We start from the raw sequence: 18,523 nt of genomic DNA, 5'->3' as shown, positions 1-18,523 counted from the left end.
TTGCCTCAAATCTTTTTCAACCTCCTGCGCCTCCAAGCGGGTGGTTGTGGGTGGGGTCGGGTCAGAACTCGATATGAAGGGTCAGACTCTTGCGGTGATACAACGCTCGCCGCACCAGCTCGGCGATTTCGTCCTCGCTGCGCAATCCCTGGTCGCCGTCTTTTCCCAGACGGACATGGAGACCAAACCCGCTTTGCACGAGCAAGTATTGCGGGTCCGCTTCCGGTGTCTCTGGGCTCTCTAGATCGGCCAGGCTGATGGCCGATTCGGGGAACGCGTCGTCGGGGATGTGGTTGGGCGATGGCATGGGGGCTCCGTTTTGGTTTGGATACCCCTTTGCAATAGCGCAACGTCGCCGGTTGTAAAGGCCTGCCCCGGAAATGCCCGGCGTTGCTGGGTTAGCCGGCCTTCTTCTTTTCCGCTTCGGCCTTGCGTTGCTCGCGCGCCTGTCGCTCCCGGCGATCCTGCCTCTCCCATGCGGCGGCGTTCTTGGCTTGGCGCTCCCGTTCGGCGCGGCGTTCCGCCTGGACCTGCTCGTAGGGCGTATTGGTGAAGCCAAAGACGTCTCGGATGGCATCGGGCATGTCGGCGAAGTCCTGCTCGTCTTGCCGTTCGGCGGCGACGGCCAGTGCTTCGTTCTGGGCGTCGTTGGCCGCCTTGGCCTGCTCAGATTCGGATTGGCGGGCTTCTGGGGTCAGGGCCTCCAGCCGCTTGAGCTCCTGCTCTTGTGCGCGCTCGGCGTCGGTCTGCTCGCCCTTCCAGCAGCAGAGGTAGCAGTCCAACTGCTCGCCCTCCACGCGCCGATTCGACGGGCGCCCACGCAGGTGCCCGGCGGTCTTCAGGCCACGGGTGAACTGGCGCTGCGAGAGGATTTCCTCCGGTTCAAAGCCCTTCTTCTCGCACCAGGCCACATAGCGGGCATGGATCGCCTTGACGCTCTGCCATTGCTCACTGCCAGCGGCAGCGCCGAACAGCACGCGGTCGGCATGGGCCCAGGCGGCGATGGAATCGGCGTTGTGGATGACGGCCTGCTTGTAAGCACGCGCGGCCTCCGGGAGTTCGTGGTCGGCCATGAAGCGACCGCGGGCCACGACTCGGCGGGCGCCTTCGAGCATCCAATCGAGGAACAGCTGCCCTTCTTCCTCCAGCAACTTACGACTGAAGTCCTCCACGCGGTCTTTTTCCGGAATGACGTTGGCCCACTCCACGATGGAAAGGCGTCGGGCGACGCCACCGGACTTGTCGCGGTAGAACGGCGCGGAGTTGCTGCTGATGATCCACTTGGCCTTGGAGTGGTAGTTCAGAACGGAGAGGTGTTTTCGGTTGATGCCGATCCCATTGCCACTCACCAGCGTTTTGAACGTGCCTTCCTTCCACTTCTCGCACTCCACCTCATCCACCAGGATCAGCTGGCTGCCGAGGATGCCTTCGAGCGCAAACGTGTCCCCCAGGGTGGCCAGGTCCAAGCGAGCCACTTTGTTGTGGACGCCTTCCACGCATTCGGCCAGCGTCGATTTGCCGCTGCCGGCGGCGCCGTGCCACCACGCTGCAATCTGGTAGGAACCGGGCAGCAAGGTCATGCCGCACTGCTCCTGCACCAGGGCGCGCACGCCCTCGTCGGGCAACGCGTGGGCCAGGAACTTGCCCAGCAGGCTATCGGCCGGCACGGGGCTGGGGATGTAGCGCTCGCCGGGCGTGGCGCCCGTGGCGATGTTCAGGGCGTGGGTCATGCCATAGCGCGGCTGGGGTTCCAGCGCCTGGATGCTGTCCGCCGTGATTTCCAGGTAAGCGTCAGCGCAGGGGACCACCGCACGCTTGGGTTCCAACTGCGGCAGCGCGCTTTGCTGGCCCAGCCGAGTGCGGGCGTAGGCCCAGCAGCTGGAAGCGAGCTTGTCGCTGGCCTTTGCGGGGATGTTGGCATCGAGCCAGTCGGACGCCAGGCCGTCGCCGAGGCCGCGGTGAACCAGCGCCCAGTGATTTGCACTCCAACGGTAGACCAACGTCGATTGCGTCGCGGATTCGTCGCGGACGCTGGCCCAGAGGTGGCCGTCAAGCCCCAACTGGAGGTGGCGAGCGAACAGGAAGTCCAGGCTTTCCGGGCGCAGCTCGCCTTTGTTGAGCTTGGCTTGCTTGTGGCGATCCAAGGCGCGTTGTTCGACCTTGAGATTGCTGGCGTAATCTCGCCGGTTTTTCTCCCAGTGCTTTTCGATGAGAAAAGCAACCTCAGGGGGGTTGACGACCGACGGATCTTGAGGGAGATTGTTCGTAGACATTGTAGTTGGCTCCAACGACTCCCCGCCCGGCAAGGCGGGGTTTCGCGTTTGTGGGGTTAGGCGACGTGCGGCAACGCGTTGTCGAGGATCCGGCGCAGCTTCTCGCTGGGAGAAATCCCCGACCGCTTGGCTTCGGCTTTCAGCCGCTCAATCAACGCCCTTTCCATGCGGGCATTGAAAGGGTCTTTGCGTGGGGTTTGGTTCTGCTGCGTGCTCATGGGTTCTCCGTGTTGCATCCGTAATACATTCAAGAAAGCAGGTTTCTTGAAACCGTCAAGCCCCTTTTCCAGAAATATTTTTTAGCTGCTGGTTAACTTTCCTGCTGGTTTTCTGTTTTTTCTTAAACCAGCAGCCAAACCAGCAACTAAAAACCTTCCAAGTGATTGTTTAATCTCGTTTTTGTTCAAAAAATAAGCTAACTGCTGGTTTGCTGGTTAAAAAAACAGGTTTACGCTACGCGCCAACGTCTCATCTGGTCGAGAGATTTTCACTCGCTCTTAACATTTTATAGTTGCATAGAAAAAGTGAAAAAATTAACCAGCAAACCAGCAGGGGCCTTCAAAGCCTTACGTGGCAGGGGTTTTGCTGCTGGTTTGTCTACTGGTTAACGGTTTTGGCGTTAACCAGCAGGAGCGTTAACCAGCAGTCTTTCCTAACAAACCGATACGGCTGGATTATTTTTCGTATGGAATGGCTTTCAGGAAAGCGGGGTAACAAGCACTTGTTACCCGGCTTCTGCGGGTTGAAGAGCAAAAGCAAAAGCGGCTTGGAGCAAGAGCCGGCGGCTGCTCGCCGCCGAGTCTTGGGAGGATTTAGGCCAATGCTCATCGACGGCTGGCATTCTCCAAGCGGATTTCCTCGCCCATGGCGATGAACCGATCTCGCGTGAGAGACCAAAACACCACCCGCGTTTCCAGGTATTGAGTGATGATGTCTTTGCACTCGACCACCACGCTCCCGATGGGCATCCTCCAAATCACCTGGTTTGACAGCAGTTGCAGGGCTGTAATCGCCGAGCACAACGGATCGCGGTCATTCGCTTTCACGGTAAGCCCCAGAAGGGCCTTCGGATCGTTCCTGACCAGTTCGTGAAGCTTCGCAAGCAACAGCGTGCCGGCTCCGCAGGTGGGGTCACCCATGGACCACTTGTCTTTTTGAGGAGTTGGAGCAAAGGCAGTCAGCGCCCTCGCAAAGTCCCAAGGGGTGAAATATTGAGCGTCGTTTTTATTCCCATTCCCCACGAACTCTCCAAAGAGCTGCCCCAGGATGCATTCGAACGGCTCGAAGGTTTCCACTGCGCCCCCATAGGCCTGGCCCGCCTCGAGGCACCAATCCTCGGTCCCATCCACATCGGTCCCAAGCAGCGTCAAGTCGCACCAGGGAGCCAAAGGCCCACCTCGCCCGACGGCCAACTCCGCCTGCTTGAGCACGAGAACCTTCAGCGCAAGCGCGGTGAACTTGCGCATCTTTTCCCTGGGCGATTCCCCGGGGATGGCTTGGATAGCCTTCAACAACCGCTGGTAAGCATTGTTGCGGCGGGAGGTCGGCTTGGCTTTCTTCGGAGTGCGCTTATTCATCGTTAGCCGCCCCCACGTCAGCGCCCGCCACCCGGCTCACGTGGGCCATGTCGAGGTAGGTTCCGCGAATCAGGCCAGACTCCACTCCCCGCTTGAGCCTGCGCGCGGCTGCAGCACCGTAGCCGATGAACACCGATCCCGCCGGGCAACTCGTGCCCAGGGTCCCATCCGGGCGGCAGAACGACAGACGCCCCTTCGTGAACACCACCGCTGAAACGCTGGGGTGGTTGAGCACCGACTCCTGCATCCAGCTCGTTTCCATCCGCGCCAGCACAAGGGCAATCCCGTTGCCATGCTCGGCGGCCTTCTCCATCCAGCGGTGCTGGCTGGTCGGGCTGTTCTTGTGCCCGCCGTAGGGCGGATTCATCCACACAAACGCCGACTTTGGCCAGGGCGTCTTGAGCCCGTCGTCGCTGGGCTTCAGCATCCGGGTGGCCGTGCGCCAGGGCATGCCCTGCTGCGGGATGCAGGGATCCAGGTCAAACGGACCCAGGCCGTGGACGATCTCCGGCGGGGTGAGCCAGGTTTCGGTCGTGATGCCTTCCGGCGCCCGGTCGTAACCAACGTTGTTGGCGACGGCGAGTGAAAGCGCGGTCTGCTTGGGCTTCTTTGCGGGCTTCTTCGGCTTGGTCGAAACAGGGAGGTGGCGAGCAACAGCGTTCATGGGAAATCTCCAGGTTTGAAGGGCTTTTAGGCAAAGCTCCGCCAGCACGGCTGGTCAGCCGCGTCGCGAAAGGGTTTGGGGTTGGGCCTCAGATGACTGCCAGGCCTCGACAGTTACAGCTCTAGTTCGATGTGCTCGGCAATGGCTTGAAGCGTCTCTTCATCGACGCGAAAGGCATACAGGTTTCCTCCCAACGTAAACTCGACGTCGTCGTAAAAGGTCACTCCCCACACCTGCCACCGCGTGGCATTGAGCTGCACCGCGTCAAGCTTGCGAAACTTCTCCAGCGCTTCAGATTTGGTCGCCGCAGCAATCGCATAGCTTTTGGTCGCCAGCCCGTCCCCCGTCAACTCCACACATCCCTCTTTTTGATCGGGATGCTGGATCGCAGGAAACTCCAAGAGAGCTGCACGCCTGCGGGAAAGTACGACCCGCGGCACCTCTTCCGCGATGGCATCGCCCTCCGAGCAACTGATGCGCGTCTCGATCCGATTCAGATCAAAGAAAGTAATCAATGCGTCCGCGGCTTCTTGGGGATCGATGCGATCCATCAGCGCTTCAGCACTTTCAATGCTCCGAGCGTGGCTGGGCAGCAATGCGGTGACGTCAAGAGAAGCGGTGATGTGAAAGGTAAAGATCTGCTGCGTCATGTCGATTCCTTGGTTTGGACAAAGCTCCGCCAGCACGGCTGGTCAGCCGCGTTTCGCGAACGTTTTTTTTGGGGTTCGGCCAGACTGACCAGGTTTACTGCTGCGCTGCTGGCTTAGCCGTTGGCGGCGTCTTCGATGTCCAGGAAGCTGTTCAGCGTTGCCAGCTGCAAGGTGAGCACTTGGTCGGGGGGTACGCCCCGCAGGTCGCGGTTGGGCACGATGACCGACGTGCTGGTGTCGGCGGCAAGCAGGCCCAATGCGTGGGGCAGAACGTCGGCCAAGGCGTCGGCGAGGACCTGCGGGGTTACGTTAGAGAACTGGTTAGAGAGCGAGGGGTCGAGCGAGAGGATGAGCGGCTGCATGAATGTCTCCGTGCTGGTGTGGCTCCATTTTCCAGTCACGATCCGAGCGCTTCGATGCCCTAAGAGGGGTCCCCCTCTTGGACCTGAATCTTCATTCATCCAGCCACGCTGGGGCGGCGGCGGAAGCCGCTGCTTCCCCGCTTTTATCTCTCCACGACCGAGCCGGCGGGCAGCCGGCGAGACAGGGGCGTTGCGCCCCTGAAGGACCGTCTAGAAGGGAGTTCCCTTTCTGCTCGGGGCAGGGGCCGGAAGCGAGAAGTCCAGCAGCTCCGCCCTTGCTTCGTTGCGGGCCGTCAGCGCCAACTTCGCGTCCTTTAGTCGCTCTGCTTCGCGCGCTTTCAGCGCCATGGCTGGCGCGGCCTGCGGGTCCTCTTCGGCATCGAATGCAGCCTGGGCTTCCGATGCGTCCTTGATGGCCAGGGATTCCTCCCACGCCATGAAGTCGGAAACGGCGCCCAGCCAGCCCTTGTGGCATTGAAGTAACGCGCCTTTCAGTGCGGGCTGTGCCCAAGGCCTACCGAACGCTTCGGCAAGCCCGCGTTTCTCGAGCTCGAGTTTGAAGTAGTTGCTTTCATCAACCTCGGCGATGCTCTTGCCTCGGAAGAACATCCGGACATGGTCTTTAGCGCCCAATGAGTTGCCTGGCCTCACCGATGCCACCACCCGCTCGCCTCGCTCATCGACCCCAATCGTGAGCAGGAGGTCGCCATTGAGCTGCTCTCGAAACGTCGCCAAGCCTTCGGGCAGCGTTCGCGTGGCCCCCAAGAGATGGCCTGCCGCCCTCGCTTCCCGCCACGGGCGGCCGCCCGGACGGCTTTTCTCGTCCTCAGCGGCGTCGATCAGGTCCACCAGCGATATGGCTGCATGAGTGCGCGCCTGCCCCGGCTTGTCCACCACCACGCCCACCTTGCGAGCCCACGCGTTGAAGGCTTCGTAAGTCATGTTCAGCAGGCCCGCGGCCTCGGCTGCGGTCCATGTGTCCATCCACACCGCCTCCCGCTTGCCAGCCGCCAGTTCCTGGCGTTGCTTCTTCTCATCGGCCAGCTCTTTGTCGAGAGCGCGCAGCAACTTTCCCCAGGTTACCCCCCACCCGCCCGCGAACGTGTCGTCCACGTGCCCGTAGCGGTCGGCATAGCGACGGATCAGCGCCGCTTCGGTCTTTGCTTTCGAATCAAACGACATACGGGGCAACCACTAGGATCGGTGGGGACTGTAGATGCTTAGAAGCGGAACGGCGTGCGAGTGATTGGACCCGCCGCGGGCGGCAGGCCTTCGTCCAAGCCTTGAGCACGGGCTTGGTTGCGGACCTCGCTCCACGCCGCCTGGAACGCGGACTGTGCCGCCTCCATTGCGTCATCGAATCGCTCGCGCGCCTCCATGCTGACCCAGGGCTCCAGCAGGGCGTCGACCAAGGGGGCCTCCCAGATTTCGCCCATGTCCAAGGCCCTGTCGCGCTCTTCGATGGGCAGCAGTTGCACATGGCCCACCAAACGCCCGTCCTGCCGCACCCAGGGCTGAAGCTCGGCGAAGCAGTCGGCGGGCGTTGCGGTCAGCGCAGGGCGCTGCTGAGGCTGCCCCAGCACGGCCAGCACCTCGCCCCAAAACTCCGCTGCATCGAAGGTGGTCAATGCAAAGGCCAAGGACGTCATGTCGGCCAGTGCCATGTGCTTGGCCCGGTCAGGAACCCGCCCCCCCTTACGCGGCACGATGGGGTTGGCACGGGTGACCGTGTGCCGGGTTGGCAGTGACTTGGGGGTGGCCTGCCCGGCCGCGTCGGTGTCTGTGAGCCCGTCGAGCGCCTCGGCGAGCGCGGTCACCGGGACCAGCCAACTGCCGCCCAGCTTGCGCAGGCCCGGAACGATGACGCCGGCCGCCAGTTGCTCGCGGGTCTGCTCGTAGCCGCCGGCCCCCGTTCGGTTGAGCACCCGCGCCACGTCCTCGACCGACAAGAGCGGCTTGTCGGGGAACATGGCGCGCAGGATGGGCAGCATTCCGGTCATGGGCTGGGGAAAAAGTGGGGAAAAACGATCCCTGGAAATCCCTGTTTTTCCCGGGATGGACCGGGGGAGGCAAGAAAAAGGGACTGGTCGGAAATCCGGCCAACCCCTTAATTTTAAGCTAATTTGAAGCTTGAACCTGGTGCCGGAAACAGGAGTCGAACCTGCGACCTACGCATTACGAATGCGCCGCTCTACCAACTGAGCTATTCCGGCTTAGCAGGGAATTGTAGAGGGTGCCGCTCAGCCGGTCAATCAACCTCGGGAGGATGCGATTACCCTCGCTTGCTCCTGCCACGACGGATCGACTGAACGGTCAGGAAAACAAAGAACAGGCAGAAGAACACGAATCCAGTCAGGGCAATGTCGTGCATGCCGCCCAGCTGCCCGCTCATGGTCCGGCTCCACAGGTATCGCACCGCCAGGATGATGATCAGCATCACCACCACGAGGTTGACCCACTTCATGGTGGCTCGGAACGTCGTTTTACTCATAGGTACAGGAATCGTCGGCGGCCCCCTTGGCCGCCTTGATGGTACGCATCACATCCCAACCTGTCGCGTTGCGTCACAGCACGATCGCTCGACGCCATCGCATTCGTTCCGGACGCCGTTGAAACCATCATTGAAGCCGGCATCGCCGTCCGCCACCAGCACCAGCGCACCCAGCGCCACCTCCGGCTGCACTTCGCGTTCGTGTGGATCCGGAGATGTGGTGCGCGACAGAACAAGCGCCGCAGTCACGATGTCGCCGGATCAGCCAGTCCCCACCGCATTGGCGCACGCCCGTCCCGCCGCGAAATCCTGCAGATTCCCCAGCGTGATTGCCGAGATCTCCTGCAGCGCATCTACGGTGAAGAACCCCTGGTGGCCGGTCACCAGCACGTTGGGGAAGGTCATCAGGCGCTGGAAGGCCTCATCATCGATGATCTCGCCGGACAGGTCCTGGAAGAACAGCGCGCTTTCCTGCTCGTAGACGTCGATGGCCAGATGACCCAGCCGCCGCGACTTCAGCGCGCGGATCACCGCATGGGTATCGACCAGCGCGCCGCGCGAGGTGTTGACCAGCATCGCGCCGGTCTTCATCCGCGCCAGCGAGGCGTCATTGATCAGGTGCTGGGTATCGGGCGTCAGTGGGCAATGCAGTGACACGATATCGGCGCGCGCCAGCAGTTCATCCAGCCCAACCATGTCGCCCACGCCGGCGAAGGCCGGCGACGGGTACGGGTCGTGCCCCAGCACGATGCAACCCATGCCCCTGAAGATGCGCGCGGTGGCCAGCCCGATCTTGCCGGTACCGACGATGCCCACGGTGCGGCCATGCAGGGTGCGCCCGAGCAGGCCATCGAGCATGAAGTTGCCTTCGCGCACCCGGTTGTAGGCGCGATGGGTCTGCCGGTTGAGGGTCATCACCAGCGCCAGCGCATGCTCGGCCACGGCTTCAGGCGAATAGGCTGGTACGCGTGCGACGAACAGATCCAGCGCTTCCGCAACCGCCAGATCCACGTTGTTGAAACCTGCGCAGCGCAGCAGCACGGCCCGCACCCCCATCGCATGCAGGGCATGCAGTACCGGCGCATCCAGGCGGTCGTTGACGAACACGCATACGGCTGCGCAATCCTGCGCCAGCGCCGCCGTATGCACGTCCAGCGCCACATCGAAGTACACGAACGCAAAGCCGTCCTCAGACGCATCGCGCTGGTTCGCCTCATCAAGGAAGCGGCGGTCGTAGGGACGGGCACTGAAGACGGCGATCTGCATGGATGGGCCTGGGTGGAATGCCATACCGACCATACCGCAGCAGCGCCCGCGTTGGGATGGCACCGGCGATGCCGTCATCGCCGGTGCCGGGTGCCATTTAGAACCGGTAGCCCAGGCCCAGCATCACGCCGTTCTGGATCTGCCCGTCGCGGCGCTCACCCACGTAGTCGGCCATGATCGACAGGCGCTCGCTGGCGCGACTGGTCACGCCGACGTTCCAGGCCAGCACCTGCTCGCCCACCGCCTGGCTGCTGGCGCCGAACACCAGATCCGGTGCCGCGGCGAAGCCGGTGCTGTAGCGGGCCTGCGAATCGCCCAGCTCCTTCTGCCAGACCACCCGGGCGCGCGGCGTGATGCGCTCACCGTTGTTGCCCTCAAAGGTCTTGAACAGCTGCAGGCCCGCACCCACGCGGATGCTCTCCAGGCTGCCACTGCGGCCAACCAGCGCACCAGCGCCCTGCCCTTCGTTGAAGCGGGTGGCCGAAGTACGCGCGTAGTCCACCACCGGCAGCAACGGCTGGATCACCAGGCCCTTGCCGGTGGTGAACGAGAACGCATGTTCAACACGCGCGGAGATCGCATCGTTGCTGTACTTGGCGCGCAGCGGCTGCTGCAGGCCATCGATACCACCGATGCTGCGACGAGTGTCATGCCGCAGATCGGTGTAGCGCACCGCTGCCGACAGATAGCCGCGCGCGTACGTCGCATCGAGGTAACCGCCCACGTCCAGCGCGCGCACATCACCGGTGAAACCAGAGCCATCGCTGGCCTTGGTCGACATGTCCGCCGCGGCCACGCTGACGCCCAGGGTCACGCGGTCATCGGCCACGCGGGTGTCGGCACCGACCACGATGCCACCGATGTTGTGGCTCAGGCCGGCCACGCCACCGTCGGCATCGATGCGGCCATGGCTGGCGAAACCACGTGCCCAGATGCCATGGCTGCGTCCGGCATCACCGCTACCCGCAACGCTGCCCGGCGCCGGCTCGACCAGGTGCATCGCCAGCTGGTTGAACAGGCTGCCATGGCGCATGCCCGGCTGGGAGGAGACCGACTGCGCCACCTGCGAGGCCAGGCCATCGGCATCGCCGCCGCTGCGCATGGCCGACTGGTGCTGCTGCACGACGTTGCCGATGCTGCCCACCAGCGCGGTGTCGGCCAGGCGCAGGCTGGCGTGCGCATCACCGCGCAGGGCACCGGCCTGTTGTGCGATCACATCGCGGTCGGCGAACTGCAGTGCGCCCAGCAGCGATCTCAGTCCCTTGTCCTGGCGATCGGAAGCAGTCGCCAGCGCACGGCCCAGGCCGTCGCCGGACGTACCGTTGGCGAACAGGCCCAGCTGGTCAAAGCCCGGGTTGGCGGTCAGCCACAGGCCATCGGCCGTCTGCTTCACGTTGAAGCTCAACAGCGAATTGTGGCGGGGACGGAACACATCACCGCTGATGCTGGCGCTGTAGCTGGTGTCGCCCAGGCGCACGGCCTCTTCGAAGCCGCCCTGGTAGATCGGGCCCTCAACCAGGTCACGACGGAAGTCCTGGCCGTAGTAGCCCTGCGCCACGTTCAGTTCGAGGAAGGCACCCTTGGAGATCACCAGTGCCCCCTCGGTCTGCTCGTCATCGAAGAAGGTGCCCACGCGCAGGCGGCCGGCGGTGGTGCCACCATTCTCTGTAACGTCGAACAGCACCTTGCCGCCCGGCATGATGTTGACGTAGCCATGGGTGACCAGGTCGCCACCGCGCGGCATCAGCGTGCCGAACACGCGCAGGCGGTTGAACCCGTCTTCGCGGTACGACGGGCCGGTGCCGTCCAGCAAAGCAGCGCGGTCCATCGCAGTACCCGCCACGTCACCATGGCCGACCAGCATGCCTGCGCCGAGCACGCGCACTTCCGATGCGCGCAGGGCGCCGCCTTCCAGCGCGATGGTGCCATTGTCGACCAGCATGAAATCCGCACCCGTCGTCGCGGACGTGCGCCAGGTGGCGCCGTTGGTCACCCGGATCACGCCCATGGCGTTGTCCAGCGTGGAGACATCCAGATCAGCCAGCCGCAGCTTGGACAGCAACAGGTCCTGGATGTCCGGGTCACTGAGGTAACCCTGCACCGACAGCGCACCGATGCCCTGCGGACCCTTGCTGGATGCGTTGTAGATGCTCTGCGCGAGATTGATGTAGGTGGATCGCCAGTCGGTATTCCAGCGCGCGAAATCATCATCGACGAACGCCTGCAACTGGCGTCCGGTACGCAGGTAGCCTGGGTTGATGTCGCCGGTCACGTTGGCGGTGACATTCAAGGTGTCGCCCGGATCACGGTACCCGTTCGCGGTGATGATCCTGTTGCTGTAGATGTCCTGGCCGGGGAACGACTCCAGCTTGCTGCCACTGCCATCGGGGTCGAAGGTGACCGAGGAACCGGTGCTGCGTGCCGGATCGCGGAACACCAGCAGGCCATTCGGCTTCACCACTTCGTACATGGCCTTGTGCAGCAGCCCGGCATCCATGCCACCACCGTAGTTGCCGGTATAGATCTGGGTCATGCGCGGCGACGGCGTGTAGATCACCTTGCCGCCGCTGCTGGCCGCGTGGATCTGCACCGAGTCGATGAGCGGCAGATCGCCGGCCAGATAGCGTTCGACGCCACCAGACTGCATGATCGAGCAGGACGAGATGCAATTGCCGGACACGATGGTGTTCAGTCCGGAGGTGCGGATGATGCCCTGCAGCCACTCGCCGGCGATCAACGCACCACCATTGGACGTGCGCAGCACCACCTCACGGACCGGCCGGCCTTCGGCCTGCGCCTTGGCCAGCAGTGCCGGCAGGGACACCACGTCGGCGTAGGTCACATCGCCACTCAGGAAGATGCGATCGCCCTGCACGTGATAATTCATTGCCATGACGTCATCCACCACGGATATGGCGGCAACGCCCATCAGCCCGGCCAGGGCCAGGCTCAACTTCGAATACTTCATGTGTTCTCTCTCCACCCGCAACACGCGGGTAGAACGATCAACGCCGCAGCGGGGTGATCTCCCCCAGTGGAACGGATCCTGAAAAATGAATACATTCACAATGAGAATTCGATCGATGCACACTCTTCCCCATCCGGTCATCGTCGCGTAAAACTCGATGACGCATTCGCCACCGACAGTCGAGGCCAGCCCTGTCCACCCCGTCTCCCCTGATCCATCGCGCGCCGGAGCTACCCGCACCTGCGGATGCCTTCATCGCGTTCGTACGCGAAGAGCGCGCACCGCTGTGCGCGTTCCTGCGCACGCGGGGGGTCGGGCCTGAGGATGCGGAGGATATCGCGCAGGACTGCATGGAGCGGCTGATCCGCTACCGCGCACAGGGTCCGGACGAACTGCGCCTGCTACTGTATCGTATCGCCCGCAACCGCCTGGCAGACCGCGGCCGCTCGCCGCAGTCGCGGCCGCATCTGCCGCTGGCCGAACACGATGGCAGCGACGAACCGTCCAGTTCCTCGCCCGATCCATTGCGCCAGGCCGAGTCAGGGCAGATGCTGTCCCTGCTGCGGCAGGCCCTGTTCAAGCTGCCCGAACGCGCACGCGAGGTCTATCTGCTCAACCGCATCACCGGCATGAGCTACACGCAGATCGCGCGGCATTGTGGAATTACTGCCAAGACCGTGGAAAAACATATCGCCCGGGCCCTGCAGGGCCTGCGTCAGGAGTTGGGATCGGATCCGCTGCACAACGACAGGGACGGCCAATGAGTGGCACCCCGCACAGGGATGATGCACAGCTGTTTGAACGCGCCAGCGCCTGGGTAGCCCGCCTGGAAGCCCCGGACTGCACGTCGGCCGAACGCGAAGCGTTCGAGGACTGGCTGGCCGAAGATCCGGCCCACGTCAAAGCCTGGGTGCAGGCCGAAACCCTGTTCCAGCAGGGTGCGGAGCTTGCCGCTGACCCCTGGCTGCGCACCGCCGCGGCACGCGCGGCGCGTCCGCCGCGCCGGCGCTGGTTGCCGGGCGTGGCCGCTGCTGCCGGTGTCTGCATGGCGATCGGCATCGGCTGGATGGTTGCCGTCGACGGCAACCCGACGCCGCAGGTCTACGCCAATGATTCGCACCAGCCACAGCAGCAGACGCTGGCCGATGGCAGCGTCGCCATGCTGGATGCCGGCACCACCCTCCGCGCCCGCTTCGGCTGGCGCCATCGTGATCTGGTGCTGGAGCGGGGCCGGCTGCAGCTGCAGGTCGCACCGTCAAACAAGGCGCTGCAACTGCGCGCTGGCGACAGTACGATCCGCGACATCGGCACGACCTTCCAGGTGGAACGCCTGCGCGACGGCCTGGTCGAGGTCGCGCTGCTGGAAGGCGCCGTGGAAGTCAGCAACGGCGCAGCGCAGCACACGCTGGCGCCCGGCCAACAGCTGCAGGTACTGCCCTCCGGCCGTATCCAGCCGGGCCCTGCCCTCTCGTCCAACGCAGCCGCTGAAGGCTGGCTGCGGGGGCAACTGGTATTCGATGCCACGCCCCTGTCGATCGTGGTCGAGCGCATGAACCGTTATGGCCGCACGCCGCTGGTGATCGTCGATCCGGAGATCACCGACCTGGCTGTAAGCGGCACCTTCCGCGCCGGTGATGCACAGGAGCTGCTGTCGGCGCTGGAACTGGGTTGGTCCGTGGCTGGCCAGACGCGTCCGGATGGCGCGCTGGAACTGCGCCGCACCTACTGAGGAGACCGGCAGTGAAGGCAGGTCCGGGTGCGCTGCAGTGGGGGCTGCTCCGCGCCCTGCTATGCCTTGCACTGGGTGTTGCCGCACTACCGATGGCCGATGCCGGCGAGCCCGCCGGCACGCTGGAGATCGACGTGGGCGCGGGCCCACTGATACCGGCACTGCAGCAATGGGCCCGGCAGAGTGGCACCGCCCTGCTGTTCGACGCACGTGAACTGGATGATCTGCGCACCGACGGGACCCGTGGCCAACGCGATACCGGGGCCTCCCTGAAGCTGCTGGTCGCCGGCCTGCCGGTGAACATCCTGCGCACGTCCTCGGGTGCCTTTGTCGTGCGACGTGTCCATCCCGAGCCACCTGCCACGCCGCCGAAAGCGGTCGCAGCCCCGCGCCTGCCGCACCCGGTTCCCAGGTCCGCCGACACGCCACACCAGGTGGAACTGGCACCCATCCACGTCACCGGCAGCCGGCTGCCGCGCTCTTCGGTGCAGACCACACTGCCGGTCACCACCATCGATCGCGACGACATCCTGCGCAGTGGCTACGGCAATCTGTTCGACCTGCTGCGGCACCTGCCCGGCATGAACGGCCATCCCGCCATGAGTACCTCGCGCGGCGGCGATTCGCAGTACCTGCCGGTGGGTGCAGCGGCCACCACCAGCCTGGACGGGATGGGCCCGCGGGCGACGCTGTTCCTGGTCAACGGCCGGCGCCTGCCCCGCTATCCCATGGTGTCGCTGGAACAGGGCGGGCTCACCGACCTCGGCGGCATTCCGCTGAGCTTCGTCGACCGCATCGAACTGGTACGCGGCGGTGCCTCGGCCATCTATGGGGCCGATGCCATGTCCGGCGTGGTCAACATCATCCTGCGCGACCAGGCCGATGGGCCCGAAGCCATGCTGCAGACCGGACTCAGCAGCCGCGGCGATGCGGGCCAGTACCGCCTGCAGGCCGCCACCGGCGGCGCGCGTGGCAACGGGGACCGCTGGTTTGCCGGCCTCGATCTGCACCGTGTCGAGCATGTCGCCGGTGACCAGCGTGACTGGCATGCGGAAACCTCGCTGTATCCGATCGGCGCGATCTTCGGCAACTGGTACGTGCCCGCCCGACGCTGCGAGCCGCCCCTGAAGCGGCGCGAGGATGGCTGCTGGTTTGACAGCGCGCGCCCGCGTTCGCTGCAGCCCGCTTCGGATACCGCGTCGGCCTACCTGCACTACCGGCATGAACGTGGCGAGGGACGCTATGCCTATGTCGAGGCAAGGGCCAGTCACAACCGTCAGCGCTTCGACCTGGGCCCGACTGCCGTTGCCGTGGTCTCGCGCGGAATCACCTTCAACAGTGTGCTGCGCGAGGCCGGCAACGTGCGCCCCAGCGTCCGCGCCACCGATGCGGACGTCACCCTCGGCATCGGCCGTGACCAGGGCCGGCGCAGCTGGGAGGCGGGCATCAGCGCGCAGCGCAGCGAAGTCACCTTGTCCACTGCTGGCACCGTGCGCACGACGCGCCTGCTTGAAGCAACGCAGGCGCGCAGGTTCACTCCCGGCTTCGACGCACCTCCGGCGGCCGAGGTGGACACGCTGTTTCCATCCATCCGCAACCGCGGCAGAACCGCACAGTGGCAGGGCTGGTGGGGCGTGCAGCGTGAGCTGATGGCGTTGCCTGGTGGTCCTGCACAGCTGGCCACCGGCATCGACCTGCGCCATGAACGCTGGACCTCGCGTCCCGATGCGCTGCTCAGCCAGGGGGACCTCGCATTGGGCCTGCCGCAGCAGCAACGCCGCCTGTCGCGACAAAGCAGTGGCGTCTATACCGAGCTGGGCCTGCCGCTGGCACCCACGCTGCGCGCGGACCTGGCTGCACGCTGGGACCGCGACGGCGGCTTCATGGCGTTCTCGCCTCGTGCCGGGCTGCGCTGGAGCCCGACACCGCACTGGTCGTTCCTGCTGGCCAGCGGGCGCGGTTACCGTGCACCGAGCCTGTTCGAGCAACGGCGGCCTCCCGGCTACTTCGGCTCGATCACGCTTCCGGTGTCCAGTGCCCTTCCGGAATGTGCAATCGCCACCCGCGGTGGCGGCTGCAGCGTCACGGCCAACGTCGTAGAGAACGATGCACTGAAGGCCGAGCGATCGCGCAGCCATTCGCTGGCAGCCACGTGGACGCCCAGCGATACGTTCTCGCTGTCGCTGACCCACAACATCGTGGAACTGCGCAACGAGATCCTCGCCCTGCAACCCAGCGATGCGGTGTGGAATCGCAGCACTTGGGAACTGGATGAAGACGGCCACCTGAGCAGCCTGCGCCTGTCGTTCGACAACATCGGTCGCACCACGTCCCGTAACTGGGTGCTGCGTGGCGAGTACCGCATCGACAGCGGCAGCAACGGCCAGTGGTTGTTGTCGCTCGATGCGCTGAAACAGCAGGAGCTGCGTCGCCGCCGTGACCACGAGGCCGCCGTGGACCTGCGCGGCCATGTGACACCCGAGCTGGCTGCGGTGTTGAACGTGCAATGGCAGAACAGCAACTGGGACATCGCCCTGCGCGGCAACCAGGTCGGTCGCACCCGTGCCTGGCTGCCCGGGGCCGAGTGCCCGCAGGATCAGGTCGAACAGAACCACTGCATGAATCCACGCCAGCTGCGCTGGAACCTGCACCTGGCACGCCGCCTCGGCCCACGCATCGTCGCAGCACTGGACGTGCACAATGTGCTCGATGCGCAACCGGTGAACTATCTGGTCGGCAATGGCGGGCAGATGCCGGGGCTGGACGATCCGCTCGGCCGCTACTACCTGCTTACCCTGCAGTTCCGCTGAAGCGTAGTAATCTACGCGCCCTGTTCCACCGCGGTCCCCTTCCCCCATGAAAGCCTATCTCTGGTTCTGGGGCGCGTTCCTGCTGTTCTTCGCGTTGCCTTTTCCCTGCATTCTCTATTTCGGCACCTCGTGGCCGGTGGCGTTGGTCGACCGCAGCGCGCCGTGGCCGGCACTGTTGCTGCTCGCACTGTCGATGGCCTTGTGGCTGACGCTGCTGTTCGCCTTCCTGCACTACCTGCTGCTGGGGCCACTGCGCGCACTGCACCGGGTGCAGTCGATCCTGGCCGACGGTGAACCGCGCAGTGCGCTGATCGAACAGGCCGAACAGACCGGCGTGCAGGTGCGCGGCTTCGCGCAGTGGAAACTGCAGTTGTCCTTCAAGAACCTGTCCGGTACGCCGATCCGCGAACAGATGCTGGTGGTCGACAGCAAACCCCAGCTGCATCGCTTCGAGGTGGGCAGGCACATCGATGCGCGCCTGGGCCGGACGCCCGGGGCATTCCCCAACATCGTGCTGGACGGCGCCCAGCCCGAACTGAATGTTGCCAGCCTGTGGCGGCGTGGCATCGGTGCAGCACTCGGCATCGCAGCCGTTACCGCTGCCTATGTGTTGGCCTACCGGCTGCAGAACGAGGGACTGGGCTGGACCTTCCTGTCGTTCGGTCACCCGCTGCTGGTGTGCCCGCTGGTGCTATGTGGCTATGCGCTGGGCCTGCGCCTGCTCGGCCGCCTGCTGCACGCCGATGCCCGCGGCGATTCGCTGAAGTATCGCGGCATCGGCGTTGAGGCCCGGGTGTTGAAGGTGCGTCAGACCGGCACCTACCTCAACGAACAGCCGCAGGTGGAGTTCCAGCTGGAATACATCGACCGCGAAGGCAGCGTGCAACAGGCCCGCGTGCGCCGCTTCATCCCGCTGATTGAACTGGCCAACATCCCGCGCGAGCACGTGACGCTGCTGTACGACCCGGATGACCGCAGCAACGTGCGGCTGTAGGGAATATGAAACAGCCGCCCTCCACCCGCACGGTGTTCCTGGTAGTGCTGCTGGTTCTGGCGGGCGCGGCCATTGCCGGCGGCGCAGTGCAGACCATCAGCGAAACGCTGGGGCATTCGGTACAGCCGGACCGGTTGCCACCCTCCGTCTCGTCACAGTTGCCGCGCGAACAACCCGTATCGCTTGTGCCGTCCCCGGCGCCCTTCCCCGCGGCGAGTACCGCTGCGGCGCCCGAGCGCAACAATCGCCTGTTCGATGCGGACTACCTGCTGGCTGCCCGTCAGGCACTGGAGCAGCTGCCGGCACTGGCCGGTCAGCGGCTGACGGTCTTCCACAGCATCCACTTCTACGACGATGGCCGCATCAACCTGGATCTGGTCGATCCGCAACAGCCGGGCCACGTTGACAGCTATCACTTTGAACGTGGCCAGTGGCGCAAGGGCAATCCGGTGAACCCGCAGCAGTTCGCGCCGACCATCAGCCTGCAGCGCAGCAGCACATCCCTGGCCAGCATCGATTTCGAGGCCGTGCCGCGCGTGGCGCAGGCATTGCAGGAACAACGCAATGCCCTGCAGAACCCCGCATCCGAAGTCGGCCACGTGTATGTGATCGTACGCAAGGGCGGCAAGCTGGTGTGGCTGCCGGATGACGTCGCCGGTGACCGCGAATCCGTGCGCCTGCAGTTCGATGCGCAGGGCACCCTGCGCGGCGTGCACCGCCGATAGGCCACACAAAAAGG

18 protein-coding genes and 1 tRNA gene are annotated in these 18,523 nt (G+C 64.4%); 5 read left to right on the top strand and 14 right to left on the bottom strand.

The annotated features are described in order from the left end of the window. Positions 1 to 61 precede the first annotated feature (61 nt). The 14 genes from ACW5IY_RS06055 to ACW5IY_RS05990 all read right to left on the bottom strand — a co-directional run bounded on the left by ACW5IY_RS06055 (position 62) and on the right by ACW5IY_RS05990 (position 12,251). Entirely contained in the window at positions 62 to 307 is a 246-nt protein-coding gene (locus ACW5IY_RS06055) for a hypothetical protein (protein WP_049433832.1), read from the bottom strand. Between the two features lie 91 nt (positions 308 to 398). Further along, entirely contained in the window at positions 399 to 2,273 is a 1,875-nt protein-coding gene (locus ACW5IY_RS06050; protein WP_146033372.1) for a DUF5906 domain-containing protein, read from the bottom strand. Positions 2,274 to 2,329: 56 nt separating this feature from the next. Then, positions 2,330 to 2,491, bottom strand: coding sequence for a DUF3450 domain-containing protein (locus ACW5IY_RS06045; protein ID WP_136191690.1), 162 nt, complete (start codon positions 2,489 to 2,491; stop codon positions 2,330 to 2,332). Between the two features lie 606 nt (positions 2,492 to 3,097). Next, positions 3,098 to 3,850 (bottom strand): hypothetical protein, encoded by a 753-nt coding sequence (locus ACW5IY_RS06040; protein WP_152906220.1) that lies wholly within the window; start codon positions 3,848 to 3,850, stop codon positions 3,098 to 3,100. Continuing rightward, a complete protein-coding gene (locus ACW5IY_RS06035) occupies positions 3,843 to 4,514 on the bottom strand; it encodes a DNA N-6-adenine-methyltransferase (RefSeq protein ID WP_100049908.1) in 672 nt (223 codons plus the stop codon). Before ACW5IY_RS06035 ends, ACW5IY_RS06040 begins: the two co-directional genes overlap by 8 nt. Positions 4,515 to 4,627: 113 nt before the next feature. After that, positions 4,628 to 5,164, bottom strand: a complete 537-nt coding sequence (locus ACW5IY_RS06030; RefSeq protein WP_049433834.1) for a hypothetical protein — start codon at positions 5,162 to 5,164, stop codon at positions 4,628 to 4,630. Positions 5,165 to 5,277: 113 nt separating this feature from the next. Then, positions 5,278 to 5,526, bottom strand: coding sequence for a hypothetical protein (locus tag ACW5IY_RS06025; RefSeq protein WP_049433835.1), 249 nt, complete (start codon positions 5,524 to 5,526; stop codon positions 5,278 to 5,280). Between the two features lie 210 nt (positions 5,527 to 5,736). After that, a complete protein-coding gene (locus ACW5IY_RS06020; protein ID WP_049434664.1) occupies positions 5,737 to 6,708 on the bottom strand; it encodes a hypothetical protein in 972 nt (323 codons plus the stop codon). A 38-nt stretch (positions 6,709 to 6,746) separates the two neighbouring features. After that, positions 6,747 to 7,517 (bottom strand): hypothetical protein, encoded by a 771-nt coding sequence (locus ACW5IY_RS06015; protein ID WP_049434662.1) that lies wholly within the window; start codon positions 7,515 to 7,517, stop codon positions 6,747 to 6,749. 146 nt (positions 7,518 to 7,663) lie between these two features. After that, positions 7,664 to 7,739, bottom strand: a tRNA-Thr gene (locus tag ACW5IY_RS06010). Between the two features lie 59 nt (positions 7,740 to 7,798). After that, entirely contained in the window at positions 7,799 to 7,990 is a 192-nt protein-coding gene (locus ACW5IY_RS06005; RefSeq protein WP_152906222.1) for a hypothetical protein, read from the bottom strand. 75 nt (positions 7,991 to 8,065) lie between these two features. Beyond that, entirely contained in the window at positions 8,066 to 8,266 is a 201-nt protein-coding gene (locus ACW5IY_RS06000) for a hypothetical protein (protein WP_312390502.1), read from the bottom strand. Between the two features lie 12 nt (positions 8,267 to 8,278). Next, positions 8,279 to 9,283, bottom strand: coding sequence for a 2-hydroxyacid dehydrogenase (locus tag ACW5IY_RS05995; protein ID WP_049434658.1), 1,005 nt, complete (start codon positions 9,281 to 9,283; stop codon positions 8,279 to 8,281). Positions 9,284 to 9,380: 97 nt separating this feature from the next. After that, positions 9,381 to 12,251 (bottom strand): autotransporter family protein, encoded by a 2,871-nt coding sequence (locus tag ACW5IY_RS05990; RefSeq protein ID WP_049434656.1) that lies wholly within the window; start codon positions 12,249 to 12,251, stop codon positions 9,381 to 9,383. A 284-nt stretch (positions 12,252 to 12,535) separates the two neighbouring features. Here ACW5IY_RS05990 and ACW5IY_RS05985 point away from each other — a divergent pair, with 284 nt between their 5' ends. Genes ACW5IY_RS05985 through ACW5IY_RS05965 form a run of 5 tightly spaced genes read left to right on the top strand, consistent with a single transcriptional unit; the run spans position 12,536 to position 18,509 of the window. After that, positions 12,536 to 13,015 (top strand): RNA polymerase sigma factor, encoded by a 480-nt coding sequence (locus tag ACW5IY_RS05985; protein WP_229301228.1) that lies wholly within the window; start codon positions 12,536 to 12,538, stop codon positions 13,013 to 13,015. Then, positions 13,012 to 13,980, top strand: a complete 969-nt coding sequence (locus ACW5IY_RS05980; protein WP_049434653.1) for a FecR family protein — start codon at positions 13,012 to 13,014, stop codon at positions 13,978 to 13,980. Before ACW5IY_RS05985 ends, ACW5IY_RS05980 begins: the two co-directional genes overlap by 4 nt. Before the next feature lie 11 nt (positions 13,981 to 13,991). Beyond that, positions 13,992 to 16,790 carry a TonB-dependent receptor plug domain-containing protein gene (locus ACW5IY_RS05975; protein ID WP_049434652.1) on the top strand — a complete coding sequence of 933 codons (2,799 nt, stop codon included), beginning with the start codon at positions 13,992 to 13,994 and terminating at the stop codon, positions 16,788 to 16,790. A gap of 46 nt (positions 16,791 to 16,836) precedes the next feature. Further along, positions 16,837 to 17,784, top strand: a complete 948-nt coding sequence (locus ACW5IY_RS05970; protein WP_457327046.1) for a hypothetical protein — start codon at positions 16,837 to 16,839, stop codon at positions 17,782 to 17,784. Between the two features lie 5 nt (positions 17,785 to 17,789). After that, positions 17,790 to 18,509, top strand: a complete 720-nt coding sequence (locus tag ACW5IY_RS05965; protein ID WP_049434649.1) for a hypothetical protein — start codon at positions 17,790 to 17,792, stop codon at positions 18,507 to 18,509. Positions 18,510 to 18,523 lie beyond the last annotated feature (14 nt).

The organism is Stenotrophomonas sp. C-A, assembly GCF_054030835.1.
The sequence above is the reverse complement of the archived record's forward strand: the minus strand, read 5'-3'. Positions and strand labels throughout refer to the sequence as shown.